We start from the raw sequence: 24,267 nt of genomic DNA, 5'->3' as shown, positions 1-24,267 counted from the left end.
CGCGGGCGCCTGCCTGAGGTCACCCGATGCCGAACGCCCCGTCCGGGGGTTCGGGCGACGGTACGGCGTCCTCGTCCCCAACCGGCCGTGCGGCACCGATGAAGTCCCGCAGGGCGGCCCCGTGTTCGACGCGCGCGGGGAAGGCGTCCGACGCGGTGAGCCGGGCCAGGGCGGCCGTGTCCACGGGGTGGTGCGCGGCGACGATCACCACGTTGCCGAAGCGGCGCCCGCGCAGCACGCCCGGCTCGGCGATCAGCACCAGCTCCGCGAACACCGTCGCGAAGGTGGCCAGTTGCGAGCGCAGGAAGGCGAAGGGCGCCGCGTCCGCCAGGTTGGCCAGATAGACGCCGTGACCGCGCAGGACCCGGGCGGCCGCGCGGGCGTAGGGGACGGACGTCAGGTGGGCCGGTACCCGCGAGCCGCCGAAGACGTCGGCGACCAGCACGTCGGCCGAGTCCGCCGGGGCCGCCTCCAGCCAGGCCCGGGCGTCCGCCGCGTGCACGACGACACCCGCGCCCTCGGGCAACGGCAGTTGCTCCACGACCAGGTCCAGCAGGGCGCCGTCGGCCTCGACGACGTCCTGCCGGGAGCCGGGCCGGGTCGCGGCCAGGTACCGGGGCAGGGTGAGCGCGCCCCCGCCGAGATGCAGCACGTCCAGCGGACGCCCCGCCTCGGCGACCGTGTCCAGGACGTGCCCGAGCCGCCGCGCGTACTCGAACTCCAGGTGTTCCGGCTCGTCCAGGTCGACGTACGACTGCGGTGCCCCGTCGACGGTGAGCAGCCAGGCGCGTTCCCGATCGACGTCGGGCATGAGCTTGGCGGTGCCGTGATCGACGGCACGGATGACGGGGACGGATTCGTTCACGAGATCCATTGTGCCGGTGCAGCCCTGCTGAGCCGCCCGCGCCGGCACGCCCCGCAGGGGCGCGGGGGACCGCGCGACCGGTCACACCGATCCCGCGGTCCCCCGCAAACGGGCCGTCCTCTCACTCGACGGCGGTCACGGTCCCCGCCCCCACGGTCCGCCCGCCCTCACGGATGGCGAACCCGAGTCCCGCCTCGAGCGGTACCTCACGCCCCAGCTCGACGGTCATGGCGACCGTCTCCCCGGGCCGGGCGACGGCGATCTCCCCCAGGTCCACGGAACCGACCACATCCGCGGTGCGAATGTAGAACTGCGGCCGGTACCCCGTGGCGACCGGCGTCGAACGGCCGCCCTCACGCGTCGAGAGCACGTACACCTGCGCCGAGAAACGACTCCGCGGCACCACACTCCCCGGCGCCGCCACCACATGCCCCCGCCGCACCGCGTCCCGCGGCACTCCTCGCAGCAGCAGCGCCACGTTGTCCCCGGCCTCCGCCTCCTCCATCGGCTTGCCGAAGGTCTCCAGTCCCGTGACCACCGTCTCCACGGCGGCCCCGAGCACCTCGACCCGGTCCCCGACGCGCACCCTGCCCCGCTCGACCGCACCGGTGACGACCGTCCCCCGGCCGGTGATGGTCAGCACGTTCTCCACCGGCATCAGGAACGGCGCGTCCAGGTACCGCTCGGGCATCGGCACATAGGTGTCGACCGCGTCGAGCAGCGCCTCGATGGAGGCCGTCCAGCGCGGGTCCCCTTCCAGGGCCCTGAGCCCCGAGACCCGTACGACGGGCGCCACGTCGCCGCCGTAGCCGTGCGCGGTGAGCAGGTCGCGCACCTCCAGCTCGACGAGGTCGATGAGCTCCTCGTCGCCCGCGTCGGCCTTGTTGAGGGCGACGACGACGTGGTTCACGCCCACCTGACGGGCCAGCAGCACGTGTTCGGCGGTCTGCGGCATGATCCCGTCGAGCGCGGAGACGACCAGGATCGCCCCGTCGAGCTGCGCGGCGCCGGTGACCATGTTCTTGACGTAGTCGGCGTGGCCCGGCATGTCCACGTGCGCGTAGTGGCGGGTGTCGGTCTCGTACTCGACGTGCGCGATGTTGATGGTGATGCCGCGCGCGGCCTCCTCCGGCGCCCGGTCGATGCGGTCGAACGGCACGTAGTGGGTGCCGCTGCCGGATCCGCGGTCGGCGAGGACCTTGGTGATGGCGGCGGTCAGCGTGGTCTTGCCGTGGTCGACATGACCCATCGTGCCGATGTTCAGATGCGGTTTGGTGCGGACGTACGCGGTCTTGGACATAGCGGTTCCTCGAAGCCTCTGCGTAGGTGATGGGACCCCGAGGACTTGCCGACCCTCCCCCTGCGGGGTCCGCCGGACGTTCCGGAGAGGGTCAGCTTCGAGCGCCGTCGACAGCGGCCGCGAAGAAAGGAACGGCAGCCTTCGGCGCATCCGCGACTGCGGATGCTGCGAGGAGGAAGGCGTACCGGAACATGACGCAGATCATTGCCGAAGCGTCGTCCCACGTCGAATGGTTTTTCGCGGGGACAAAAGGTACAACGGACAGGATCCATACGGCGATCACACATGTCCGTCGGTTACCGTCGCAGGATGCTCGATGCCACCACCCGCTCTGGGGGCACCGCAACGGCCTCTCCCCGGGCCACCGTCACGGAGCTCGCCCTAGCCACGGATTTCGTCACCCCCATCACCGCGCCGGCGGGATTCACCGCACGCTGTTCGAGAGTGCTGTTGTCGCCGTGGTCGCGCCTGTCGCTGCTCGTCGCGCTGCTCGCCGGCGCCGCCTCGACGGTGCTGCTGTTCGAGCCACAGCGGCTGTTGGCGGACGGCTGGCCACCACAGCTCGGCGGAGCCGCGGCGGCCCTGGTCTTCGCGGTCGCGTACGGGCTGTGCACCGTCGCCTTCGTGCCCCGCCCCCTGCTGAACCTGGCGGCGGGGGCGCTCTTCGGCTCCCAGTTCGGGATCGCCTCGGCTCTCGCGGGCACGGTGCTCGGCGCCGGCATCTCCTTCGGCCTGGGCCGCGTCCTCGGCCAGGACGCGTTGCGCCCGCTGCTGCGGGGGCGATGGCTGAAGGCAGCGGACGGGCAGCTCAGCAGGCACGGCTTCCGCTCGATGCTGGCGGCGCGGCTGTTTCCCGGCGTGCCGTTCTGGGCCGCCAACTACTGCGCGGCCGTCTCCCGCATGGGCTACGTCCCGTTCCTGGTCGCCACCGGGCTCGGCTCGATCCCGAACACCGCCGCCTATGTCGTCGCGGGCGCCCGCGCCTCGACGCCGACGTCGCCGGCCTTCCTGATCGCGATGGCCTGCATCGCGCTGCCGGCGCTGGTGGGCGCGGCGATAGCCTGGCGCAAGCGTCACCAGCTGCGCGGGGTCCGGTAACCGGGTCACCGGTCCGCCGACGAGGACCTGGCGGCCTCTCCGCAGCCGCCGGGGCCGGACGGTGACCGGCCCGACAGCCCCGTAGCGCACGCCCTCACTTTCAAACCCCTGTGCCAGGACGGTCACTTCAGGACGCTACGCTGCCCCTCGACACATCTGATCGCCGCGCCCTGCGGCTCGGTGTGCCCGTCGCTCCTCACCACGATCAGCGCTTGGACTCCGTAACTTCATGTCTTGGTTTGAATCCCTCATCCTCGGACTCGTCCAGGGGCTGACCGAGTTCCTCCCCGTCTCCTCCAGCGCGCACCTGCGCCTGACGGCGGCCTTCTCGGGCTGGAAGGACCCCGGCGCGGCCTTCACCGCGATCACCCAGATCGGCACCGAGGCCGCGGTGCTGATCTACTTCCGCAAGGACATCGGGCGGATCATCTCCGCGTGGACGCGTTCGCTGGCCAAGAAGGAGATGCGCGCCAACCACGACGCGCAGATGGGCTGGCTCGTCATCGTCGGCTCGATCCCGATCGGCGTGCTCGGGGTGACGCTGAAGGACCAGATCGAGGGGCCGTTCCGCGATCTGCGGGTCACCGCGACGATGCTGATCGTGGTGGGCGTGGTCATCGGCATCGCCGACCGGCTGGCGGCCCGCGACGAGAACGGCGGCCGGCACCGGGCGCCCAAGCAGCGCAAGACCATCAAGGACCTGAGCGTCAAGGACGGCCTGATCTACGGCCTGTGCCAGGCCTGCGCCCTCATCCCGGGTGTCTCCCGCTCCGGGGCCACCATCAGCGGCGGCCTGTTCATGGGCTACACCCGCGAGGCCGCGGCCCGCTACTCCTTCCTCCTCGCCATCCCGGCGGTGCTCGCCTCGGGCCTGTTCGAGGTCAAGGACGCGATGGAGAGCGACCACATATCCTGGGGCCCGACGATCTTCGCCACGGTGATCGCCTTCGGAACCGGCTACGCGGTCATCGCCTGGTTCATGAAATTCATCTCGACCAAGAGCTTCATGCCGTTCGTCTGGTACCGCATCGCCCTCGGTATAGCGGTGATCGTGCTGGTCAGTATGGGTGCGCTGAGCCCGCACGCGGCTGAGTCCGCAGGCTGAGGCCCGCCAACTCTCCCCGCCCGCCCGGCTGTTCCAGCGGCCATGACGAAAAATCAGTGACCAAGCACATACGGGATCGGTAGCCATTCCATAGCGGACTGTCAGTGCTTGGCCCTAGGCTTGTGCGCATGTCCCCCAATACCGTGGCTCCTGGTTCCGTGCGGTCTGCTGCCGAGTTGAACGAGCAGATCCGGGCCCTCTGGATGCGCGCGGGCGGCATCCTGTCGACCCAGGAGCGCGCGGAGTACGAACTGTTGGTGGTCGAGTGGGCGGCCGCGATGCGCGGCGAGATCGTCGAGGCGGCCTGAGACCGGCCCATAGGTGGGCTGCCCCGCCGAATCCTTTCGACCGTCGGGCCCGTTCGACGACCGTGCACCGTCAGCCGCCCCCACTCACCGCCCGCCGGACACCCGCAGTACCGCCCCCGTCGCGTACGACGCGTCGGGCGACATCAGCCATGCGACGGCCGCCGCGATCTCCTCCGCCTGTCCCGGCCTCCGCAACGGAATCGTGCCGGCCGCGCGTCGCGCACGATCCGGGTCGCCCATCGTCGCGTGCATCTCCGTGTCGATCATTCCGGGCGCGACCGCGTTGACCCGGACCCCGTCCGGCCCGAGTTCCTTGGCCAGGCCCACTGTCAGAGCATCGACAGCGGCCTTGGTCGCCGCGTAGTGGACATAGTCGCCCGGGCCTCCAAGGGTGGCGGCAGCCGACGACACATTCACGATCACGCCGCTCCCCCGGACCGTCATCAGCTGAGCCGCCCGACGTGAACACAGCAGCGTGCCCAGCAGGTTGACGTCCACGACCCGACGCAGATCCACCGGTTCCGCGTCGGCGAGCCGCCCCAACGGACCGGTCACGCCCGCGTTGTTCACCAGCCCCGTCACCGGCCCGAGCCGCTCCTCCGCCACGCGGAAGAGCCCGTCGACCTCCGCCTCGACCGAGGTGTCCACCCGCACCGCGACACATCGACGCCCGGCGTTCCTCACCCCGTCCGCCACCTCCTCGGCAGCGGCGGCGTCCCGGACGTACCCCACCACCACGTCATGTCCGTCCGCCGCGAGCCGCAGACAGGTCGCGGCCCCGATCCCCCTGCTGCCACCGGTGACCACCGTGACGGGACGTGCCATGAGAACCTCCTGCGCTGTCTGTCCTGTTGGTCGGTCCATGCAGCACATAGTGCTGCCCCGCCGGCGACTTCGTGGCGCTGCCCCGCGCCCGCTTGGCCCCGCCCCCTTGGCGCCGTCCCCGCCATGCCCAACACTGAGCCGATGACGCAGCGTGTGGAGCTTGCCGCAGTGATGGACCGACTGGCCGTCGACGGGCTGATCACCGACTACGCGGTGGCCGTGGACGACGGTGACTGGCCGGCGTACCGCGGTCTGTTCACTTCCGACGGGCGGGCGGACTACCGCTCGGCCGGTGGGATCGAGGGGGACGCCCGGCACGTCGCCACCTGGCTCGCGGAGAGCATGCGGGTGTTCGCGATGCGCCAGCATCTGATCGTCAACCGTCGGCTGCGTTTCGGCGTCCTGAACCAGGACACCGGGGACACGGCCCAGGTCCAGGCCGACTACGTCAATCCCATGCGCCTCGCCGAGGAAGGGGACGGCGCCGGCCCGGGCACCCCCGACTTCGTGTGCGGCGGCCGGTACGACTTCGGGCTGCTGCGCACGGAGGACGGCTGGCGGCTGCGCGAGGTGGTCGTCCGGGAGAAGTGGCGGCGCCTGCCCGGCCGGGCGCCGGCGTCTGTGATCAATTGAGCCATACAGGGTAGAAGGCGCAGTATGACTTCGTTCGGCCAATTGCTCGCCTCCCCGTGGCGGCGCTCGATCGCCGCCGCGCTGGCCGGTGCCCTGCCCGTACTCGCGTTCCCCGCCCCGTCGCTGTGGTGGTTCGCCTACGTGGCCGTCGTCCCCTGGATCGTGCTGGTCCGCTCGGCGCCGGCCGGGAAACGGGCGGCGTACGACGGCTGGTGCGGCGGGTTCGGTTTCATGCTGGCGATGCACCACTGGCTGGTGCCGAGCCTGAACGTGTTCACGTTCGTCCTCGCCGCGCTGCTGGGCGCGCTGTGGGCGCCCTGGGGCTGGCTGGTACGCCGCTTCCTGGCCGGAACGCCCTCGCGGGGCAGGATCGCGGCCGCCCTTGTGGTTGTGCCGTCGGGCTGGCTCGGGATCGAGTTGGTGCGCTCCTGGCAGGGGCTGGGCGGCCCGTGGGGCGTGCTCGGCGCCAGTCAGTGGGAGGTGTCGCCCGCGCTGAGGCTGGCCTCGGTCGGCGGGGTGTGGCTGCTCAGCTTCCTGCTGGTGGCCGTCAATGTGGCGATCGCCGTTCTCGTCGTGATCCGTGAGTCGCGGCTGCCCGCCCTGGCCGGGCTCGTGGCCACGGCCGCCGCGGCGTCGGCGGCCTGGGTCTGGTCACCGCGTCCCGACACCGACGGCCGGTCCAGGATCGCGGTCGTCCAGGCGGGTGTGGTGGACGGCGCCAAGAGCGCCGACCGCAGGTTCGACCTGGAGGAACGGCTGACCCGGCGGCTGGTCGGGCAGGACGTCGACCTGATCGTGTGGGGCGAGAGCAGCGTCGGTTACGACCTGGACGACCGTCCCGATCTCGCCCGGCGGATCGCTGTCCTCTCCCGTGAGACCGGCGCCGACATCCTGGTCAACGTGGACGCCCGGCGCTCCGACAAACCCGGCATCTACAAGAGTTCCGTCCTCGTCGGTGCGGACGGTCCCACCGGGGACCGCTACGACAAGATGCGGCTGGTCCCCTTCGGCGAGTACATCCCGGCGCGCAAGCTGCTCGGCTGGGTGACCTCCGTCGGCAAGGCGGCGGGCGAGGACCGCAGGCAGGGGTCCCGGCAGGAGGTGATGAACGTCGGGCACGGGCTGCGGATCGGCCCGATGGTGTGCTTCGAGACCGCCTTCCCCGACATGACCCGCCATCTCGCCGAGGACGGCGCCGACGTACTGGTCGGCCAGTCGTCGACATCGTCGTTCCAGCACAGCTGGGCCCCGAAGCAGCACGCCTCGCTGGCCGCGCTGCGCGCCGCAGAGACGGGGCGCCCCATGGTGCACGCCACGCTGACGGGCGTGTCCGCCGTCTACGACGCGAGCGGCCGGCCTGTCGGCTCGTGGCTCGGGACCGACAGCAGCGCCGCCCAGGTGTACGACGTACCGCTGACGAAGGGCGTCACCCCGTACGTCCGTCTCGGCGACTGGCCGGTGCACGGGGCGCTGGTGGTGCTCGCCGTGTGGGCCGTCACCGAGGGGGTGCGGACGCTGCGGATCAGGCGCCCCGCTCCTGAACCGCGCGTACCACCCGCTCGCACAGCTCATGAGTCGCCAGCGCGTCCCGGGCGCTGAGCACCTGGCCGGCGCGGACGGCGTCGAGGAAGGTGAGCACCGCCTGCTCGATGCCGCGCTGCCGGGCCACCGGCACCCAGTCCCCGCGCCGCCGCACGGTCGGCTGGCCCTTGTGGTCGATCACCTCGGCGAGGTTGAACACCTGACGCTTGGTGTCCTGACCGGACACCTCGAGGATCTCCTCGGCCGAGCCGCTGAGCCGGTTCATCACCCCGAGCGCGGTGAAGCCGTCCCCGGCGAGCTGGAGCACGACGTGGTGCAGCAGCCCGTCCTCGACCCGGGCGCGGACGGTGACGTCGTCGACCGGGCCGGGCACCAGGAAGCGGAGCGTGTCCACGACGTGGATGAAGTCGTCGAGGATCATCGCGCGCGGTTCCTCCGGGAGCCCGATCCGGTTCTTCTGCATGAGGATCAGCTCGCGCGGATGATCGGCGCACTGCGCGTATCCGGGCGCGTGGCGCCGGTTGAACCCGACGGCCAGGCCGACGTTCCGTTCCTCCGCGAGGGCCACCAGCCGCTGGGAGTCGGCGAATTCGTACGCCAGCGGCTTGTCGACGTACGTCGGCACACCCGCCGCCAGCAGCCGCGTCACGATCTCGGGGTGCACGGCGGTCGGTGCGTGCACGAAGGCGGCGTCGAGATCCTCGCCGAGCAGGGAGTCCAGGTCGGCATGGCGTTGGGCCGCGGGAACGTGGAGGCCGTCGGCGACCCGGGCGAGCGTCGCGGGGGTACGGGTCTGCAGGTGCAGTTCGACCTCTGGCTGCCCGCCGAGCACGGGCAGGTAGGCCTTCTGCGCGATGTCGCCCAGTCCGATGCAGCCGACCTTCACGGGGACTCCCTCACTGCTTGCCTGCGCGTGCCTCCCCGGCAGCATACGGGCGGCGGCTGCGGCCGCCGACCGGCGGTGCGTCGACAGCGCACGGCCTGGAGCGGGGGCCAGGCCGTCGGGTGGGTCGCGCCGGCGAGGGCGGCCCCGAAAACGCGTGGTGGGAGCGGGCGGATCAGGTGATGATGCGTGCATGACTACACCCCGCAGTGAACCCGCCCAGAACGCCGACGAACGCACCATGCTGGAGGGCTGGCTGGACTACCACCGGCAGACCCTGGCGTGGAAGTGCGAGGGTCTGACCGACGCCCAGCTGCGGACCGCTTCGGTGGCCCCGTCCGAGCTGTCCCTGATGGGGCTGGTGCGGCACATGGCGGAGGTCGAGCGCGGCTGGTTCCGCAACGTACTCGTCGCCGACGATCCCGGCCCCATCTACTTCACCGACGAGGACCCGGACGGCGAGTTCCATCTCACCGAGGCGGACACCTGGGACGAGGCCTACGCCACCTGGCAGGCCGAGATAGAGATCGCCCGGCGCAACGCGGCCGGCTTCGCCCTGGACGATCTCTCCCGGGGCAAGAGCCGATCCAGGGACGAGCCCTTCAATCTCCGCTGGATCTACACCCACATGATCGAGGAGTACGCCCGCCACAACGGCCACGCCGACCTGGTCCGCGAGCGCCTCGACGGCGCGACGGGAGACTGACGCAGAGGGCGCCGCGCCGCACGCGGAAGTCAGCGGCGGCGGGCTCGAACCCGCCTTATGGGGCCGGAGATCACCCGTGCGGGGCATCCTCCGCTTGTCCGCTGTCCAAAGGCCGCCGGACCCAGCAGAGTTGCGCGCGTGCATCGAACGACGACCACCGCAACGCTCCTGGTCACCGTGGCTGTCTCGGCCCTCGCGGGTTGTGTGACGGTCCAGCGCCCGCCCGTCTCCGGCCCCCCGGCGGTGCCCGCCCGGCCGGCGGCGCCCCGGCCCGACGGTCGGGAGCAGCCGCAGGTCGTGCAGGCGCCGGCCCGGGAGGCCCTGGAAATGATCGGCCCGTCCCGCCGCCCGGAACCGGCCGCGCCCCCGTCGACGGCCCCGGCACGGACACCGCAGGAGCAGCCGCCCCGCACGCGACCGGTCCGCCCCGCGCGCCCTGAACCCCGCCACCCCGATCCCGGCCACCTCCGCCCCCGCCACCCGGCCGTCGGGCAACCCCGGGCACCTCGCGTGGAGATCCCCGACGTGCCCCGGACGGTCCCCCAGGGCCCACAGGACGTCTGCGCCCTCGGCAAGAAGTACGGCGGCTGGCAGCCGGGCAGTCCGGAGTCGACGATCTGCCAACAGACCTACGGGCGTTGAGCATCCCGTCGGCACCTGGCTCAGGGCCGCTGCCGGGGCGGCCCCCATGTTCCGCCTCCGCCCGGGTCCCCCTCCCCCAACCGCAATTCCAGTCGGCTGATCGCCGCCCGCACCCCGTCGCCGTAGCTGTCGTCGGCCAGCGCCTCGGACGCTCTTCGGGCCCGCCGCAGATGGGTGCGGGCGGTTTCGGAGCGGCCGAGTTTCAGGTAGTCCGACGCCAGGTTCAGGTGCAGCGAGGGGTAGAGCGCCCGCACCGCGAGCGCCCCCTCGTGGTCGGCGAGCCGGTCGTCCGTCAACTCCTCGGCGGCCGTCAACGCCCGCAGGTCCCAGGCGAGTTCGTCGAACGGATCGTCCTGGGTGTCGGCCAGGTAGTGCGCCAGGGTGCAGCGGTGCAGCGGGTCGCCGTCCTCCCCGATCTCGGCCCACAGATCCAGGAAGCGGTGCCGGGCCTCCTCGCGATCGCCGGCGTGATGCAGGATGACGACCTGCCCGATCCGGGTCATCACGGCGTCCGTGGCCGCCTGTCCCCGTCGCTCCGCCATCACGTCCTCCGCCCACTCGTCGGCTGTCCCTCCCGACGCTAACCGCAGGCACCGACAATCCCGGTCAGGCGGCACCGGGCCTGAGCCGGCCGCAACCGGCGCGGCGGCCGCGACGGCAGGTCCGGAGAAGATCGCCTCGGAGATGAGCGACCGTCCCGTACCGGTCAGCCCAGGTTCGGGACGCGCCAGTCGATCGCCTCGTGCCCCTGCCGGGCCACCGCCTCGTTGATCTGCGTGAACGGCTGGGAGCCGAAGAACTTCTTCGCCGACAGCGGGGAGGGATGCGCGCCCTTGACCACCACGTGCCGGGTCTCGTCGATCAGCGGCAGCTTCTTCTGCGCGTAGTTGCCCCACAGCACGAAGACCGCCGGGTCGGGCCGGTCGGCCACCGCGCGGATCACCGCGTCCGTGAACTTCTCCCACCCCTTGCCCTTGTGCGAGTTCGCCTCCCCGGCACGGACCGTGAGCACCGCGTTGAGCAGCAGGACACCCTGCTGGGCCCAGGGCATCAGATAGCCGTTGTCCGGAACGGGCAGACCCAGCTCCGCCTGCATCTCCTTGTAGATGTTGCGCAGCGACGGCGGGGTCTTCACACCGGGCCGCACCGAGAAGCACAGGCCGTGCCCCTGGCCCTCGCCGTGGTAGGGGTCCTGGCCGAGGATCAGGACCTTCACCCGCTCGTACGGCGTCGCGTCCAGCGCGGCGAAGACCTCTTCGCGCGGCGGGTACACCGGGCCCCGCCCCCGCTCCTCCTCGACGAACTCCGTCAGCTCCTTGAAGTAGGGCTGTTGCAGCTCGTCGCCCAGAACCCCGCGCCAGGACTCGGGCAGCATGGCGGTGTCGGTCACGTCAACGTCCTTACGGTGTGCGGTCACTACGACGTGCGGTCACGTCCAGGCCACCGAACCTACAGGCGCGCACTGACAATCGCCGTCAGGGGCGACGAAACCGCCCCTACCAGCTGGTCTTCCGGTACAGATGCCACACGGTCATGATCGTCGACGGGTCCAGTGCCCGCTCCGCCCCCGAGATGTCCGCGCTGGCCGCCACGTACTGCCGGCCCTGCCACAGCGGCAGCAGCCGCGCGTCGTCGACGAGGATCTGCTGGGCCTCCTCGAAGTCCTTCTCCACGTCGGCCCGGTTGCTCTCGCCGCGCGAGTGGGGCAGCAGCACGTCGGTGATCTTGGGGGCCGGGTAGGGCGTGCCGAGCGCGTTCTCCTTCCCCACGAACGGGGCGATGAAGTTGTCCGCGTCGGGGAAGTCGGGGAACCAGCCGCGCCCGAACACCGGGTACTCGCCCTTCTCGTATCCCCCGCGGTAGGTCTTCCAGGGGCGGCTCTTCAGGGTGATCGTGAAGAGGCCCGAATCGTCCAGCTGCCGCTTGAGCTCCTGGAACTGCAGGGCGGTCTCGGAGCCGTAGCGGTCGGTCGTGTACCAGAGGGTGAGCGGGACGCGTTCGGTGATGCCGGCCTCGGAGAGGATCTGGCGGGCCTTGGAGGTACTGGGGTTGCCGAAGTCGTCGAAGAACCCGGTGGTGTGGCCGGTGAGGCCCTTGGGGACCATCGAGTACAGCGGGTCCACGGTGTCCTTGTAGACCTTGTGCGCGATCGCGGCGCGGTCGACGAGCTGGGCGACGGCCCTGCGCACGGCGCGCTTGTTCGCCCACGGGTCCTTCGGGTTGAACACCAGGTAGCTGATGTCGGTGCCGGAGCCCTCGACCAGCTGGAGGTCCTCGTCCTTGTCGCTCTCGAGGGAGACGACGTCGTCGGCGGCGAGGCCGCGGTAGGTGACGTCGATCCGCTGGTCCCGCAGCGCCTCGACCATGGACGACGAGTCCTGGAAGTAGCGGATCGTCACCGCGTCGTTCTCGCGCTTTGCGAAGCCCTTGTAGCTCTTGTTGCCGACGAGCTCGGCCTTCTCGCCCTCCTCGTAGGACTTGAGGGCGTACGGCCCGGACCCGGACACCTCGCCGTCCTCACGGAGGGATCTGGCCGGGTAGTCCTCGGGGTCGACGATCGACATGGCCGGAGTGGCGAGCACGAACGGGAACGTGGCGTCGGGCTGGTTCAGGTGGAAGACGACCTCGCGCTCCCCCAGCGCCTGCACCCTGTCCAGGCTGCCCAGGAGTCCGGCGGGGCCGCTGGGTGCCTTGATGGCCTTGATGCGGTCGATCGAGTACTTCACCGCCCGGGCGTCCAGCGGGTGCCCGTCGGAGAACTCCATGTCCGCGCGCAGCTCGCAGCGGTACGTCTGGTTGGACCTGTCGGTGAACGCGCAGCTCTCGGCGGCGTCCGGCCGGGGCGTGGTGGCGCCGTTCGGGTAGGCCAGCAGCGTCTGGTAGATGTTGCGGAACAGTTCCCAGGAGCCGTCCCAGGAAGCGGCGGGGTCCAGGGTGCTGGGTGCGCTGGTGGTGCCCACCACGATCGGCCCGGCGTCGTCGGAGGAGTCGGACGACAGGACACCGCAGCCGCCGGCCAGGGACGATATGGATGCGATGGCCGCCACCTGCCGCAGGCCTCGGTTCCGGTTGAACACGCGCACGCTCCTCGATCTGCCGTACCAAGGGTCGGCAGACCATACCGCAGCGTTCCGCCCGCTCAACCTCCTCGTAAACCTCTTCTCGACCGAAGATTCGATGACGACGTTGTCATCGTCCGGTGACGCTCCGATACGCCGACACGGGCGCCGTCTGTGTCGACGAGCGCCCGTGCCACGGTGCCGAAGGTCAGCTCACACCGGCGTTCAGGAAGATGCCGCCGTCTACGACGAGGGTCTGGCCGGTGATCCAGTCCGACTGGTCCGAGGTGAGGAAGGCGGCGGTGCCGCCGATGTCGGAGGGCACCCCGAGCCGGCCCAGGGGGTAGGCCGCGGCGGCCTCCGCCTCCCGGCCCTCGTACAGGGCCTTCGCGAACTGGGTCTTCACGACGGCCGGGGCGATCGCGTTGACCCGCACCTTGGGCGCGTACTCGTGCGCCAGCTGGAGGGTCAGGTTGATCATCGCGGCCTTGCTGATGCCGTAGGCGCCGATGAAGGGCGAGGCGGAGACGCCCGCGACGGACGCGACGTTGACGATCGCACCGCCGTTGTCCTTCTGCCAGGCGTGCCAGGTCTTCTGCGCGAAGCCGAGCGCCGAGACCACGTTGGTCTCGAACACCTTGCGGGCGACGTCCAGGTCGAGGTCAGCGATCGGCCCGAACACCGGGTTCGTACCGGCGTTGTTGACCAGGAAGTCGACGCGGCCGAAGGCCTCCATCGTGCGCTCGACGGCGGCCGCCTGATGGTCCAGGTCGTGCGCCTTGCCCGCGACGCCTATGACCCGGTCGGCGCCGAGCTGCTCGACGGCCTCCTTGAGGGCGTCCTCGTTGCGCCCGGTGATGCAGACGCGGTCGCCGCGCGCGACGAGCGCCTCCGCGACGCCGTAACCGATGCCGCGGCTGGCGCCCGTGACGAGCGCGACCTTGCCGGAGAGTTCCACCGAAGTCATGTTCCCGGGCCCCTAGTCGAGCGGTCCGCCGGCCACGTACAGCACCTGTCCGGAGACGAAGCCGGCGGCCTCGTTCGTGAAGAAGGCGATGGCGTTGGCGATGTCGTCGGGCTCGCCGACCCGGGCCACCGGGATCTGGGTGGCGGCCGCGGCCTTGAACTCCTCGAAGTCCATGCCGACCCGGGCGGCGGTCGCGGCGGTCATGTCGGTGGCGATGAAACCGGGCGCGACGGCGTTGGCGGTGATGCCGAACTTGCCGAGCTCGATGGCCAGGGTCTTGGTGAAGCCCTGCAGACCGGCCTTGGCGGCGGAGTAGTTGGCCTGGCCCCGGTTGCCGAGCGCGGAGGACGAGGACAGGTTGACGACCCGGCCGAAGCCCGCGTCCACCATGTGCTTCTGCACGGCCTTGGTCATCAGGAAGGAGCCGCGCAGGTGCACGTTCAGGACGGTGTCCCAGTCGGAGACGCTCATCTTGAACAGCAGGTTGTCGCGGAGCACGCCCGCGTTGTTGACCAGGATCGTCGGGGCGCCGAGCTCTGCGGCGACGCGCGCGACGGCCGCCTCGACCTGAGCCTCGTCGGAGACGTCCGCGCCGACCGCGATCGCCCTGCCTCCCGCCGCGGTGATCTTCTCGACGGTGTCCTTGCAGGCCGCCTCGTCGAGGTCGATCACGGCGACCGCGCGACCCTCGGCGGCCAGTCGTACGGCGGTGGCGGCACCGATGCCGCGCGCTCCGCCGGTGACCACGGCGACCCGCTGCTCAGTGGTGGACATGTGCTGGTTCTCCTCGCCCTCGAGAAGGACGCCCATCAAGTGAGCGACCGCTTAGTACCTTCAGCAGACGTGACGCTAGAAGCCCTGGCACGCGGTGTCAACGGCAGTTCGGTCACGTGTGATCCATCACCCGCGTGGCCGACCCCTCGGCGGGCCCCGCGCGCCCCCCATCGTCCCGCACCGACGCCCCCGGAAGCACCCGTTCGGGCCCGCACCGCACGCCTGTGCGCCATGTGGCCCATAGCGTCGAAGCCGCGGGCCACTCGTGGCCGGAAAGGAGGCGCTCCATGCGTCGTCGTACCGGTGCCATAGGCACGCTGATCGCGCTCGCCACGATCGTGCCGTCGGCCGCCACCGCTCACGCCCAGGATCTGGACTGCTCCGACTTCACCTTTCAGGAGGAGGCCCAGGCAGTGTTCAACACCGATCCAAGCGACCCGAACCGGCTGGACGAGGACCAGGGCCCCGACGACGGCATCGCCTGCGAGGCGCTGCCCCGCCGCGGCGCGCCCGTCATCTCCGCGACCAGCCGCCCGCGCGGTTTCGCGACCCCGACGGCCGTCACCCCGACGGGTGGCGTGCGCGGCGGCCTGGGCGGTGGCTCCGGTTCCGGGCCGAGCGGCTGGGACACCGGGATCGGGCTGGCCTTCGTGGCCGGCGGGGTCCTCGCGGCCGGCATCGTGGTGAGGCGGCGCCGGGGCTGAGGGCGGTGTCGCGGACCGAGGGCGGTGACGCGGGTTCACAGCGGTGTCGCGGACCGAGGGCGGTGACGCGTTTTTTCACGGCCGGTGCCGCGGGCTTGTCACCGCACCAGCAGGCCGAGGAGTCGGTCGGCCTCCGCGGCCGGGTCGACGGTCAGGCCGGTGTGTACCGGGCCGGGCTGGACGATCGTCGACCGGGGAGCGATCAGCCAGCGGAAGCGGCGGCCGGCGTCATCGGAGGCGGCCTGACCCGCGGCCTGACCGCCCGCGCAGATCCCCTCGACGGCACGCAGTGCGGCCCGAACGCCGGGCACGTCCACGTCCGGGTCGAGAGCCAGCAGCCTCGTCTCGTCGAGGTGGGTGCGCACGCCGACGTACGCCTTGGCCCGGCAGTACACGAGCACCCCGGCGTTGACGCATTCGCCGCGCTCGACGCGGGGCACGATCCGCAGCAGCGCGTACTCGAAGACCTCGCGGTCGTCGCGGCGGCCGCCCTTGATGATGTGGCGTTCGTTCACTTGGATCCTCCGGTGACCTCGACGCGGTCGTGGACGACGGCGGCCCGCGCGAGAAGGGGTCGCGCGTAGGCCCGCCGGAGGTCGTCCGGCGTCGCGAAACCGGGCTCGTCCGTGAGCCACACATCCGGGATCCGAGCGGTGACCTCGGTGAGGAGTTCCTCGGTGACCAGTGGCGCCAGCGCGGCGGCGGCCCCGGCGACATCCGGTGAGAAAGAGCTCAGCACATGGTCCGTGGCGTCGTACGGACGGGCCGCGGAGGCTTCGGCGCCGGGCCAGTTGTGGTGCCAGATCATGGTCGCGCCGTGGTCGATGAGCCACACCTCGCCCTGCCACCGCAGCAGGTTGGGGTTGCGCCAGGAGCGGTCGACGTTGTTCACCAGGGCGTCGAACCACACGATCCGCCCGGCCTCCTCGGGGCTCACCGGGAAGGCGAGGGGATCGTAGCCGACGGCGCCGGAGAGGAAGTCCATGCCGAGGTTGGTGCCGCCGCTGGACTTGAGCAGACCCTGCACCTCCGGGTCGGGTTCGCCGAGGCCGAGGTCCGGGTCGAGGTCGATGGTCACCAGCCGGGGCACCCGGAAGCCGAGGCGTCGGGCGAGTTCCCCGCACACCACCTCGGCGACCAGCGTCTTGCGGCCCTGCCCGGCGCCGGTGAACTTCATGACGTAGGTCCCGTGGTCGTCGGCCTCGACGAGCCCCGGCAGTGAGCCGCCCTCACGCAGGGGGGTGATGTAGCGGGTGGCGGTGACTTCAGTCAGCATTTTCCCAGGCGCTCCCAGCCTCCGGCATGAAGTGAGCATAGTAACCGAGCGTGACAGCCGGCCGAGGAGGGGCACCGCGACGCGACAACTCCAGCACCGAGTTCCCGGTTGCCGGTTACCGGTTACCGATCGTCCGTTGATCCACATCCGCAGCGGGTAGACGCGTCGGCATGGCTGAGGTTGTACAGGCTGGACTGTGGGGATTGGTGGCGGGTTCGGCGCTCCTGCTCGGTGCCGCGTTGGGGTACGGGCTGCGGGTGCCGCAGAAGGTGATCGCGACGGTGATGGCCTTCGGCGCCGGTGTGCTGTTGTCGGCGGTCTCCTTCGAGCTGGTCGGGGAGGCGTACGAGGAGGCGGGGCTCGCCCCCGCCGTCGTCGGCACCATCATCGGCGCCTCGGCCTACACAGCGGGCAACGTGTGGCTGGCCCGCCGGGGTGCGCGCCACCGCAAGCGCTCCGGCCACCGGGGTGCCGAGGCACAGCCCTCGGAGGACGAGCAGGGCGGGTCCGGGGCGGCGCTCGCGCTGGGCGCCCTGCTCGACGGGGTGCCGGAGTCCGCGGTCATCGGCGTCAGCCTTCTCGACGGCGGCGCGGTCAGTCTGGTGACGGTGGCCGCGGTGTTCATCAGCAACGTTCCCGAGGGGCTGTCCAGTTCGGCGGGGATGAAGAAGGCCGGCCGCGCCAAGGGGTACGTGTTCGGCGTCTGGGCGGCGATCGCCGCCGCGAGCACGGTGTCGGCCGTCCTCGGTTACACGGTGGTCGGCTCCTTCTCCCCCTCCGTGATCGCCGCGGTGACCGCGGTGGCCGCCGGGGCGATCCTCGCCATGATCGCCGACACGATGATCCCCGAGGCGTTCGAGGACGCGCACCTCGCCATCGGGCTGATCACCGTGAGCGGCTTCCTCGTCTCCTTCGCCCTCTCCCACACGTGACCGCCGGGCACCCGATGACACGGTAGGACGGCGACCGCGTGATCCGCGGCCGCCGTCCTTGTCGACAACCTGTGCGCTCGCAGAGCCGTGTCAGCCGGCCATCCGGGTCGAGCGGCCACGGCCGCCCCGGTCCGTGACGCCCGCCGTCGCGCTGGTCACGAGCGCGAGCAGCAGGGCGACGGCTCCGACGATGATGTTGTTGACCATGGTGCGTGTGGTGTCCACGTTCCCGGCCACCACCCATGGCGAGATGATGGTCCAGACGCCGATCATCGCGGCGGCCCAGGCGCGGGCGTGAGTGCGCTCGTAGGCCAGTCCGAACCCGCCCAGGAGCAGCGCGTACGCGATGCCGGTGATCAGGTTGTTCACGGCCAGGGTGCTGAAGCCGTTGAAGCCGGCGATCCAGGGGGATGCGGACAGGTACACCCCGGTGATGAGGGCCAGCGCCTCGACGGCCTGCCCCTGCTGGGTCGTCACCGCTCGCTCGGCCCGGGCGTGGCGCTCCCGCATCTCCAGAATGTCCGGGTGTGACTCCATGGTCCTATGAGTCTGATCGGTCATGATCTCCTCCTGCTTTGGGGATGCATGGTGCATATATCCCGGTATGTGCCGAGTACCCACCAAGCGTCCACCATCCCGCGCCAGCGCGAGTTGTGAGAGTTCGGCCCGAAAAACAAGGGGCGTGCCTGGCGGGATACCCCCTCACAAAGCGCCCGGGTACCGGTGACCAGCCCCTGACCGTGCGCTCGCGAACAGGGCGGGTACCGGGTGCCGGTGCTGCCCTCGCCGACCTCGTTCTGCGGAGCCTCGGTCCCGGCCGGACGCGTCGGGGTCTGCTGGACCTCATGCACTCCCGTTCCGTCGGCGGACTCGGCTTCCCGCCGCTGGCGGCGCTGCTGGACGCGGGCGGCCGGTGGCTGCTGTACCGGACGGAGCTGTTCGCGGCCACGCGGCACAGCCCACTCCTGCACAGCCTTGTCCACGCCCACCTGCTGGCCGCGGGGCTGCTGTTCACCTTCGCCGTGTGTCAGCTCGATCCGGTGCGCGCCGCTGGAGTGTCGCCGTGCGCGGTGGCTCCCTGCCGGCCGCCGGTGCCTCCCACGCGGTCCTGGCGAAGACGCTGTAGGCCCGTCCGCCGCCGGGCACCGGCTTCGCCGTGGCCGACCTGCACGACGGGGCCCGCCTCATGTACGTCCCGTGATCGTTCACCTCGACGAGCCCCGGCTGTGAGCCGCCCTCGCGCAAGGGCGTGACACGGCGGGTCGCGGTGGCTTCCGCGAGCATCGCCGCAGGTTGCCGGGGTGTGGCTGAACAACCGGCGCTCCGGGCCCGTACCTGTGGGCAGTTCACGAGTATTCGTTGAAGGGAACGTCAGCATGGCCAGCGAATCGCACCACCCCGTCCCGGCCCCCAGCCGCCGTACCGTCGTGGCGAGTCTGGGCGCGGCGGGGCTCGCCGTCGCGCTGACCGCCTGCGGGTCGGACGACGACGCGTCCGGCTCGCCCACCGAGCAGGGTGCCGCAGGCACCGGAGGCACCGCCGCCGATCCGGGAGCCGGCGGCGGCACCGCGCTCGCGAAGACCGCCGACATACCGGAGGGCGGCGGCAAGGTCTTCAGCGACGAGAAGGTGGTCGTCTCGCAACCCAAGGCGGGCGACTACAAGGCGTTCTCGACCATCTGCACACACCGCAAGTGTCCGATGACGGACCTCAAGGGCGACGTGCTGTCCTGCTCCTGCCACGGCAGCCAGTTCTCCGTCACCGACGGCAGCGTGAAGAAGGGCCCCGCGACCGAGCCGCTGGCCGCCAAGCAGATCAGCGTGGACGGGGACTCGATCAAGCTGGCCTGATCCGGGGGCGGCGTCTCCAGCAGGACAGCACCTCGTCCGTGCTGGTGAGCGTGGCGACCAACGCGAGGGTGTTGCGGATCATCGCCGGGGTGTAGTCGGAGGGCACCCCGGCGATGCCGTCCGTCGGCACGACGGCGGTGTAGCCGCGGTTGACGGCGTCGAAGACGGTGTTGGGTATGGCCACGTTGGCCGACACGCCGGTCACCACCAGCGTCCGGCAGCCCAGGTTGCGCAGCAGCGCGTCGGCGTCGGTGCCCTGCATCGGTGACAGCCCGTGCAGCCGTCGTACGACGAGATCCTGCTCGGTGACCTCGATCGGGGCCGCCACCCGGACCGCCGGGGTGCCCGCCACCTGCTGGACGGGCAGCCGTTCGGCGGCGCGGAAGAGCCGGGCGTTGCGGCTGGCGCCCCGGCCGTCCGGGCGGCGTTCGGCGATCGCGTGGATCACCTGGACGCCGCTCTCGTGCGCGGCGGCGACCAGCAGGGCGACGTTGGCGAGGGCGCCCGAGGAGCGTGCCTCCTCGGCGAGCTCGGGCAGGGCGCTGGCGGGTCCGACGACGCCCTGCTGGCACTCGACGGTGAGCAGGACCGTGGTCGCCGGATCGAGGAGTTCGCTGAGCTGGTCGTACGACGGCACGGCTCCCCCTGGTGGCCGACGGTGTGGCGGGTGAGACTAGCCACCATTGCGCGGGGACGGAAGACGACCCATCCTTTTCTGACGTGATGTCAGAGGATCTCCTCTGACACGACGTGGGAGAAAGAGGGGGAGGACATGACCGTCACTCAGCGCAGGGGCCGGAAGATCATGATGACGCCGGGTGAGCTGGACGAGTTCCTGACCAGTCAGCGCACCTGCCGCGTGGCGACCGTCTCCGTGAACGGCGCCCCGCACGTGAGTACGCTCTGGTTCGCCTGGGACGGCACCTCGATGTGGCTGTACTCGGTGGTGCGCAGCAAGCGGTGGACCGATCTGCGGCGCGATCCGCGGGTCGCGATAGTCGTCGACACGGGTGAGGAGTACGAGGAGCTGCGCGGCGTGGAGCTGTCCGGGGCAGTGGACTTCGTGGGCGAGGCACCGCGCACCGGGGAGCTGTGCGCGGAGCTCGACCTCCCGGAGACCTTGTTCGCCCGCAAGAACTTCCGCCTGGAGGAGATGCCGCACGACGGCCGGCACGCATGGGTGCGGCTGACGCCGGAGAAGATCGTCTCCTGGGACTTCCGGAAGCTGGGTCCGGCGTAGTCCGGCAGGACCCCACGTAGTCCGGCGGGGCGTCCCTTCGGCCCGTTCGGCGGGGAACCTCAGGCGACTTTCGACGCCGCCGTCCGCAGCGCCTCGACCCCCGCCCGGATGGACGGGCGGCGGTCGGCGTCCGCGCGCCACACCGCGTAGATGTACCGGTGGACGCGATGCCGCAGCCGCACCACCCGCACCCCCTTCGGCATCGGGTCGCGGCCGAGGCGGGGCGCCACGCAGACGCCCAGCCCGGCGGCGACCAGGGCGAGTTGGGTGTGGTGCTCCTCGGCGCTGTGGGCGATCAGAGGCTCGATGCCCTTCGCGCGCAGCGTGTAGAGCAGCCACTCGTGACAGAACTCGCCCTCGGGCCAGGCGACCCACTCATCCTCCGCGAAGTCCTCCAGGTCGATCTCGTCCCGGTCGGCGAGCGGGTGCCCCTCGGCCACAGCGATCTCCACGGGATCGTCGAGGATCGACGCCTTGGCGAGCCCCTGGGGCATGGGCAGCGGTTTGTTGTACCAGTCCAGGACGACCGCCATGTCGGCGTCGCCCCGGAGCACGGCGTTCACCCCCGCCTCCGGCTCCAGCTCCCGCGATCGCACGCGCAGCGCCGGATGGTCGGTGCGCAGCGCGGCGAGCGCGTCGGGGAACAGCCCCCGCAGTGCGGTGGGGAAGGCGACCAGCCGCAGCTCACCGACGACCTGTCCGCGCTGGGCCTCCAGATCGGACTGGGCGAGTTCGACCTGCGACAGGATGCGCGCCGCGTGCTCGGCGAGCAGTCGGCCCGCGTCCGTGAGCCGCACCCCCCGACCGTTCTTGGCCAGCAGCTGCTGGCCGATCTCGCGCTCCAGCTTGGACATCTGCTGCGAGACGGCCGAGGTCGTGATGTGCAGCCCCTCGGCCGCGCCGCTGACCGAGCCGTGCCGGGCGAGGGCGTCGAGGGTGCGCAAGCGCTCCAGGTTCAACATATAAGCAATACTACGAGGTACCTCGCTGAATATCTTGCTTGTGCTACGAGATCACGCGCGCCATCGTTGCAGCCATGACCACCGTCACCCCCACCTCGACGCCCGCTCCGACCGTCTCCGGCCTCACCCTGGACTGGCGGCTGCGCTTCGGCGCCCTTTCGCTGATCTGGGGTTTCAGTTTCCTGCTCATCAAGGTCGGCACGGAGGGCTACGCCCCCTTCCAGGTCACCCTCGGCCGTCTGGTGTTCGGCACGGCGGTGCTCGCCGCGGCGATGGCGGTCAGGCGGCAGCGGCTTCCGCGGGGCACGCGCACCTGGACGCATCTGACAGTCGCCGCCTTCCTCCTCAACGCGCTGCCCTTCTCCCTGTTCGCCTACGCGGAGCTGACGATCCCATCCACCCTCGCCGGCATCTGCAACGCGACCTCACCGCTGTGGGGCATGGCGCTCTCCCTGGTCGCCCTTTCCGAGGACCGGCCGACCAGGACCCGGGTGGCGGGTCTCGGCATCGGGTTCCTGGGCGTACTGACAGTGCTCGGCGCCTGGCAGGGCTTCCACGGCCTGGACGCCACGGGCACGGCGATGGCCCTGGTGGCCTCCCTCAGCTACCCGATCGGCTGGATCTACGTCCGTCGCACCCTGGCCGGCTCCAGCCACTCGAACCTGTCGCTGACCGGCGCCCAGTTGCTGCTCGCCACGCTGCAACTGGCGGTCGTCACCCCCCTGTTCACCAGCGCACCGAGCCACTTCCCGGTCGTCCCGCTGCTGGCGACGGCCGCGTTGGGCGCCCTCGGCACGGGACTCGCCGTGCTCGTCCAGTACGGCCTGGTCGCCGAGGTCGGCCCGACGACCGCGCAGATGGTCACCTACTTCATCCCGGTCATCGCGACGGCTGCCGGTGTCGCGATCCTCGGCGAGTCGCTGAGCTGGTCGACGCCGGTCGGCGCGGCGATCGTGCTGGCGGGCGCGGCACTCACCCGGGCGAGACCGAGGACCAGGCCCTGAAGCGACACACCGACCCGGCCCGGGCCCGGGCCCCTCCCGCTAGGGCCTGTCGTTTGGATCACGCCGCAGACGCGGGGTCTGGCACGCACTCCCCCACGCTCGGCTGCGGTCGAGCGGGAGGGACCCCCACCCGCGTTGTCGTCGGTTGCCGACTCCCCCACGCTCGGCTTCGCTCGCGCGGGGGGACCCCCATGACCCCGCTCACCGGCATCGACCAGCACCGTCAGTTTCCTGCGGCCTGATCCAAACGACAGGCCCTAGACGTAGCTGCGGGCCGGCCCCGGGCTGACGGCGGAGGCGATCGCGTCCGCCAGCGGCCCGGTCTCCTCCGGGGTGAGAGTCGCCACGGTGACCCGGATGCCCGGGGGCGAGTTCAGCCGGAAACGCGCGCCGGCCGAGACCGCCCAACCGGCGTGCAGGAGTCGGGAGACGGTTCCGGTCTCGTCGGGCACCGGGATCCACACGTTCAGACCGGAGCGCCCGTGGGCCCGTACCCCGCGCTCCGCGAGCGCGTCGATCAGCAGGTCGCGGCGCCCTCGGTAGGCCGCCGCGACCGCCGCCGGGTCCAGCGCGCCGTCGGTCCACAGCCGCAGCAGCGCCCGCTGGAGGACCCGCGGGACCCAGCCCGCGCCGAGCCGCTGCCGGCCGCGCACCCGGTCGAGCGTCACCGGATCCCCCGTGAGCACGGCGAGCCGCAGGTCGGGGCCGTACGCCTTGGCGACCGAGCGCACGAAGACCCAGGAGTGGGTGGCGCCGGCCAAGGGGTGCAGGGGGAGGTCGACGATTCCGTTGCCGTGGTCGTCCTCGATCAGCAGGGCCTCCGGGTACTCACTCAGAACGGCCCGCAGGGCACGCGCGCGCGTGGCGGTCACCGAGGCACCCGTGGGGTTCTGCGCCCGGTCGGTGACGATCAGCGCGCGCGCCCCGGCCTCCAGGGCACGCCGTACGTCGTCGGGCACCGGCCCCTCGTCGTCGAGGCCCACCGGGGCCGTGCGCAGCCCGAGGGCCGGGACGAGGTCGAGCAGGCTGCCCCAGCCGGGATCCTCCACGGCGACGGTGTCCCCGGGTTTGAGATGGACCGCCAGCACACGCTCGATCGCGTCGAGTGAGCCGGAGAGGACGGCGAGAGGCCCGTCCGGCACGCCGTCGGCGTCCAGATGGGACCGCGTAAGCCGTTCCAGCCCCGGTTCGACGGGCGCCTCTCCGTAGAGGACCGGCTCCCGGTCCCCCTGTTCGCCGGCCGCCGCGAACGCCTTCGCCAGGGACGGCAGCAGCGCCGGGTCCGGATTGCCGTCGGCCACGTCCCGCACGCCCGCCGGGGCGTCCGCCCTGATCTCCTGGCGCCCGGTGGTGGCCGGCCTGGGCCGCACCCGACTGCCTCTGCGCCCGGCGGTCTCGATGACTCCACGCTCGCGAAGGATGCGGTAGGCGGCCGCGACGGTGTTCGGGTTCACTCCCAGCCCCGTCGCCAACTCCCTGATCGGTGGGAGAAGTTGACCAGGTTCCAGCTCTCCGGCCCCCACCGCGCGCTCGATGCTCGCCGAAATCTCCGCCGCACGTCGGCCTGCGATCCGATATTCTCCTAGCACAAA

27 protein-coding genes and 1 pseudogene are annotated in these 24,267 nt (G+C 71.3%); 13 read left to right on the top strand and 15 right to left on the bottom strand.

What is annotated here, in order from left to right:
* Nucleotides 1-19: 19 nt before the first annotated feature.
* Nucleotides 20-865 (bottom strand): fused MFS/spermidine synthase, encoded by an 846-nt coding sequence (locus tag ABZ027_RS33490; RefSeq protein ID WP_356774951.1) that lies wholly within the window; start codon nucleotides 863-865, stop codon nucleotides 20-22.
* Nucleotides 866-986: 121 nt separating this feature from the next.
* Complete coding sequence (gene tuf, locus ABZ027_RS33485; protein WP_356774949.1) at nucleotides 987-2,165, bottom strand: elongation factor Tu; 1,179 nt, start codon at nucleotides 2,163-2,165, stop codon at nucleotides 987-989.
* A gap of 309 nt (nucleotides 2,166-2,474) precedes the next feature.
* Between tuf and ABZ027_RS33480 the strand changes: the two genes are divergently transcribed.
* The 3 genes from ABZ027_RS33480 to ABZ027_RS33470 all read left to right on the top strand — a co-directional run bounded on the left by ABZ027_RS33480 (nucleotide 2,475) and on the right by ABZ027_RS33470 (nucleotide 4,676).
* Nucleotides 2,475-3,263, top strand: coding sequence for a VTT domain-containing protein (locus ABZ027_RS33480; protein ID WP_356774947.1), 789 nt, complete (start codon nucleotides 2,475-2,477; stop codon nucleotides 3,261-3,263).
* A 229-nt stretch (nucleotides 3,264-3,492) separates the two neighbouring features.
* On the top strand, nucleotides 3,493-4,368 hold the full coding sequence (locus tag ABZ027_RS33475) for an undecaprenyl-diphosphate phosphatase (RefSeq protein WP_356774945.1): 876 nt from the start codon (nucleotides 3,493-3,495) through the stop codon (nucleotides 4,366-4,368).
* Between the two features lie 128 nt (nucleotides 4,369-4,496).
* The gene (locus tag ABZ027_RS33470; protein ID WP_356774943.1) at nucleotides 4,497-4,676 is read left to right on the top strand and encodes a hypothetical protein; all 180 of its coding nucleotides are present in this window, start codon (nucleotides 4,497-4,499) and stop codon (nucleotides 4,674-4,676) included.
* Nucleotides 4,677-4,760: 84 nt separating this feature from the next.
* Here the strand turns inward: ABZ027_RS33470 and ABZ027_RS33465 are convergent, their stop codons facing one another.
* Entirely contained in the window at nucleotides 4,761-5,501 is a 741-nt protein-coding gene (locus ABZ027_RS33465; RefSeq protein WP_356774941.1) for an SDR family oxidoreductase, read from the bottom strand.
* A gap of 141 nt (nucleotides 5,502-5,642) precedes the next feature.
* Here ABZ027_RS33465 and ABZ027_RS33460 point away from each other — a divergent pair, with 141 nt between their 5' ends.
* Together ABZ027_RS33460 and lnt are read left to right on the top strand one after the other, a co-directional pair.
* Nucleotides 5,643-6,134 carry a nuclear transport factor 2 family protein gene (locus ABZ027_RS33460; protein WP_356774939.1) on the top strand — a complete coding sequence of 164 codons (492 nt, stop codon included), beginning with the start codon at nucleotides 5,643-5,645 and terminating at the stop codon, nucleotides 6,132-6,134.
* A 24-nt stretch (nucleotides 6,135-6,158) separates the two neighbouring features.
* Complete coding sequence (gene lnt, locus ABZ027_RS33455; protein ID WP_356774937.1) at nucleotides 6,159-7,733, top strand: apolipoprotein N-acyltransferase; 1,575 nt, start codon at nucleotides 6,159-6,161, stop codon at nucleotides 7,731-7,733.
* Here lnt and ABZ027_RS33450 read toward each other — a convergent pair.
* Nucleotides 7,657-8,562: a Gfo/Idh/MocA family oxidoreductase gene (locus tag ABZ027_RS33450; RefSeq protein WP_356774935.1), complete on the bottom strand. Its 906-nt coding sequence runs from the start codon at nucleotides 8,560-8,562 to the stop codon at nucleotides 7,657-7,659. The two genes, lnt and ABZ027_RS33450, sit on opposite strands and share 77 nt — an antisense overlap.
* Before the next feature lie 190 nt (nucleotides 8,563-8,752).
* Here ABZ027_RS33450 and ABZ027_RS33445 point away from each other — a divergent pair, with 190 nt between their 5' ends.
* On the top strand, nucleotides 8,753-9,265 hold the full coding sequence (locus ABZ027_RS33445) for a DinB family protein (RefSeq protein ID WP_356774933.1): 513 nt from the start codon (nucleotides 8,753-8,755) through the stop codon (nucleotides 9,263-9,265).
* Between the two features lie 138 nt (nucleotides 9,266-9,403).
* Nucleotides 9,404-9,907: a hypothetical protein gene (locus tag ABZ027_RS33440; RefSeq protein WP_356774931.1), complete on the top strand. Its 504-nt coding sequence runs from the start codon at nucleotides 9,404-9,406 to the stop codon at nucleotides 9,905-9,907.
* A 20-nt stretch (nucleotides 9,908-9,927) separates the two neighbouring features.
* On the opposite strand, the gene ABZ027_RS33435 is transcribed toward ABZ027_RS33440, so the two are convergent.
* The 5 genes from ABZ027_RS33435 to fabG all read right to left on the bottom strand — a co-directional run bounded on the left by ABZ027_RS33435 (nucleotide 9,928) and on the right by fabG (nucleotide 14,707).
* On the bottom strand, nucleotides 9,928-10,449 hold the full coding sequence (locus tag ABZ027_RS33435) for a hypothetical protein (protein WP_356774929.1): 522 nt from the start codon (nucleotides 10,447-10,449) through the stop codon (nucleotides 9,928-9,930).
* A gap of 164 nt (nucleotides 10,450-10,613) precedes the next feature.
* Nucleotides 10,614-11,297, bottom strand: coding sequence for a uracil-DNA glycosylase (ung, locus tag ABZ027_RS33430; RefSeq protein WP_356774927.1), 684 nt, complete (start codon nucleotides 11,295-11,297; stop codon nucleotides 10,614-10,616).
* Between the two features lie 106 nt (nucleotides 11,298-11,403).
* Complete coding sequence (locus ABZ027_RS33425) at nucleotides 11,404-12,984, bottom strand: ABC transporter substrate-binding protein (protein ID WP_356774925.1); 1,581 nt, start codon at nucleotides 12,982-12,984, stop codon at nucleotides 11,404-11,406.
* 190 nt (nucleotides 12,985-13,174) lie between these two features.
* Nucleotides 13,175-13,933 carry an SDR family oxidoreductase gene (locus tag ABZ027_RS33420; protein ID WP_356774923.1) on the bottom strand — a complete coding sequence of 253 codons (759 nt, stop codon included), beginning with the start codon at nucleotides 13,931-13,933 and terminating at the stop codon, nucleotides 13,175-13,177.
* A gap of 12 nt (nucleotides 13,934-13,945) precedes the next feature.
* A complete protein-coding gene (gene fabG, locus ABZ027_RS33415) occupies nucleotides 13,946-14,707 on the bottom strand; it encodes a 3-oxoacyl-ACP reductase FabG (protein WP_356774921.1) in 762 nt (253 codons plus the stop codon).
* Nucleotides 14,708-14,994: 287 nt separating this feature from the next.
* On the opposite strand from fabG, the gene ABZ027_RS33410 reads away from it, so the two are divergent.
* A complete protein-coding gene (locus ABZ027_RS33410; RefSeq protein WP_356774919.1) occupies nucleotides 14,995-15,411 on the top strand; it encodes an excalibur calcium-binding protein in 417 nt (138 codons plus the stop codon).
* A gap of 98 nt (nucleotides 15,412-15,509) precedes the next feature.
* Here the strand turns inward: ABZ027_RS33410 and ABZ027_RS33405 are convergent, their stop codons facing one another.
* A complete protein-coding gene (locus ABZ027_RS33405) occupies nucleotides 15,510-15,926 on the bottom strand; it encodes a DUF3037 domain-containing protein (RefSeq protein ID WP_356774917.1) in 417 nt (138 codons plus the stop codon).
* Nucleotides 15,923-16,687, bottom strand: a complete 765-nt coding sequence (locus tag ABZ027_RS33400) for a HipA family kinase (protein WP_356774915.1) — start codon at nucleotides 16,685-16,687, stop codon at nucleotides 15,923-15,925. The genes ABZ027_RS33405 and ABZ027_RS33400 overlap by 4 nt, the downstream gene beginning before the upstream one ends.
* Before the next feature lie 170 nt (nucleotides 16,688-16,857).
* Between ABZ027_RS33400 and ABZ027_RS33395 the strand changes: the two genes are divergently transcribed.
* Nucleotides 16,858-17,619, top strand: coding sequence for a ZIP family zinc transporter (locus ABZ027_RS33395; RefSeq protein ID WP_356774913.1), 762 nt, complete (start codon nucleotides 16,858-16,860; stop codon nucleotides 17,617-17,619).
* Nucleotides 17,620-17,709: 90 nt separating this feature from the next.
* Here the strand turns inward: ABZ027_RS33395 and ABZ027_RS33390 are convergent, their stop codons facing one another.
* A complete protein-coding gene (locus tag ABZ027_RS33390) occupies nucleotides 17,710-18,180 on the bottom strand; it encodes an SPW repeat protein (protein ID WP_356774911.1) in 471 nt (156 codons plus the stop codon).
* Nucleotides 18,181-18,200: 20 nt separating this feature from the next.
* Here ABZ027_RS33390 and ABZ027_RS33385 point away from each other — a divergent pair.
* Both ABZ027_RS33385 and ABZ027_RS33380 read left to right on the top strand, forming a co-directional pair.
* Nucleotides 18,201-18,608: pseudogene (locus ABZ027_RS33385) on the top strand (cytochrome c oxidase assembly protein); the annotation flags it as partial.
* 387 nt (nucleotides 18,609-18,995) lie between these two features.
* A complete protein-coding gene (locus ABZ027_RS33380) occupies nucleotides 18,996-19,469 on the top strand; it encodes a Rieske (2Fe-2S) protein (RefSeq protein WP_356774909.1) in 474 nt (157 codons plus the stop codon).
* Here ABZ027_RS33380 and ABZ027_RS33375 read toward each other — a convergent pair.
* A complete protein-coding gene (locus ABZ027_RS33375) occupies nucleotides 19,456-20,106 on the bottom strand; it encodes an isochorismatase family protein (RefSeq protein WP_356774907.1) in 651 nt (216 codons plus the stop codon). The genes ABZ027_RS33380 and ABZ027_RS33375 overlap by 14 nt on opposite strands.
* A gap of 135 nt (nucleotides 20,107-20,241) precedes the next feature.
* Between ABZ027_RS33375 and ABZ027_RS33370 the strand changes: the two genes are divergently transcribed.
* The gene (locus ABZ027_RS33370; protein ID WP_356774905.1) at nucleotides 20,242-20,709 is read left to right on the top strand and encodes a pyridoxamine 5'-phosphate oxidase family protein; all 468 of its coding nucleotides are present in this window, start codon (nucleotides 20,242-20,244) and stop codon (nucleotides 20,707-20,709) included.
* A gap of 59 nt (nucleotides 20,710-20,768) precedes the next feature.
* Here ABZ027_RS33370 and ABZ027_RS33365 read toward each other — a convergent pair whose 3' ends face one another.
* Nucleotides 20,769-21,671: a LysR family transcriptional regulator gene (locus ABZ027_RS33365; RefSeq protein ID WP_356774903.1), complete on the bottom strand. Its 903-nt coding sequence runs from the start codon at nucleotides 21,669-21,671 to the stop codon at nucleotides 20,769-20,771.
* Nucleotides 21,672-21,709: 38 nt separating this feature from the next.
* Here ABZ027_RS33365 and ABZ027_RS33360 point away from each other — a divergent pair, with 38 nt between their 5' ends.
* Nucleotides 21,710-22,675, top strand: coding sequence for a DMT family transporter (locus tag ABZ027_RS33360; RefSeq protein WP_356774901.1), 966 nt, complete (start codon nucleotides 21,710-21,712; stop codon nucleotides 22,673-22,675).
* Between the two features lie 257 nt (nucleotides 22,676-22,932).
* Here ABZ027_RS33360 and ABZ027_RS33355 read toward each other — a convergent pair whose 3' ends face one another.
* Complete coding sequence (locus tag ABZ027_RS33355; protein WP_356774899.1) at nucleotides 22,933-24,264, bottom strand: aminotransferase class I/II-fold pyridoxal phosphate-dependent enzyme; 1,332 nt, start codon at nucleotides 24,262-24,264, stop codon at nucleotides 22,933-22,935.
* Between the last annotated feature and the right edge of the window lie 3 nt (nucleotides 24,265-24,267).

Origin of the sequence: Streptomyces sp. NPDC006332, assembly GCF_040612855.1 — a bacterium.
Classification (GTDB): Bacteria; Actinomycetota; Actinomycetes; order Streptomycetales; family Streptomycetaceae; genus Streptomyces.
The sequence above is the reverse complement of the archived record's forward strand: the minus strand, read 5'-3'. Positions and strand labels throughout refer to the sequence as shown.

Coding starts and splice junctions, on each gene's coding strand:
- ABZ027_RS33465 (WP_356774941.1), bottom strand. CDS start 5,501: ATGGCACGTCCCGTCACGGTGGTCACCGGTGGCAGCAGGGGGATCGGG.
- fabG (WP_356774921.1), bottom strand. CDS start 14,707: ATGTCCACCACTGAGCAGCGGGTCGCCGTGGTCACCGGCGGAGCGCGC.
- ABZ027_RS33470 (WP_356774943.1), top strand. CDS start 4,497: ATGTCCCCCAATACCGTGGCTCCTGGTTCCGTGCGGTCTGCTGCCGAG.
- ABZ027_RS33480 (WP_356774947.1), top strand. CDS start 2,475: ATGCTCGATGCCACCACCCGCTCTGGGGGCACCGCAACGGCCTCTCCC.
- ABZ027_RS33390 (WP_356774911.1), bottom strand. CDS start 18,180: ATGACCGATCAGACTCATAGGACCATGGAGTCACACCCGGACATTCTG.
- ABZ027_RS33380 (WP_356774909.1), top strand. CDS start 18,996: ATGGCCAGCGAATCGCACCACCCCGTCCCGGCCCCCAGCCGCCGTACC.
- ABZ027_RS33400 (WP_356774915.1), bottom strand. CDS start 16,687: ATGCTGACTGAAGTCACCGCCACCCGCTACATCACCCCCCTGCGTGAG.
- ABZ027_RS33370 (WP_356774905.1), top strand. CDS start 20,242: ATGACCGTCACTCAGCGCAGGGGCCGGAAGATCATGATGACGCCGGGT.
- ABZ027_RS33460 (WP_356774939.1), top strand. CDS start 5,643: ATGACGCAGCGTGTGGAGCTTGCCGCAGTGATGGACCGACTGGCCGTC.
- ABZ027_RS33475 (WP_356774945.1), top strand. CDS start 3,493: ATGTCTTGGTTTGAATCCCTCATCCTCGGACTCGTCCAGGGGCTGACC.
- ABZ027_RS33445 (WP_356774933.1), top strand. CDS start 8,753: ATGACTACACCCCGCAGTGAACCCGCCCAGAACGCCGACGAACGCACC.
- lnt (WP_356774937.1), top strand. CDS start 6,159: ATGACTTCGTTCGGCCAATTGCTCGCCTCCCCGTGGCGGCGCTCGATC.
- ABZ027_RS33410 (WP_356774919.1), top strand. CDS start 14,995: ATGCGTCGTCGTACCGGTGCCATAGGCACGCTGATCGCGCTCGCCACG.
- ABZ027_RS33435 (WP_356774929.1), bottom strand. CDS start 10,449: ATGGCGGAGCGACGGGGACAGGCGGCCACGGACGCCGTGATGACCCGG.
- ABZ027_RS33365 (WP_356774903.1), bottom strand. CDS start 21,671: ATGTTGAACCTGGAGCGCTTGCGCACCCTCGACGCCCTCGCCCGGCAC.
- ABZ027_RS33395 (WP_356774913.1), top strand. CDS start 16,858: ATGGCTGAGGTTGTACAGGCTGGACTGTGGGGATTGGTGGCGGGTTCG.
- ABZ027_RS33420 (WP_356774923.1), bottom strand. CDS start 13,933: ATGACTTCGGTGGAACTCTCCGGCAAGGTCGCGCTCGTCACGGGCGCC.
- tuf (WP_356774949.1), bottom strand. CDS start 2,165: ATGTCCAAGACCGCGTACGTCCGCACCAAACCGCATCTGAACATCGGC.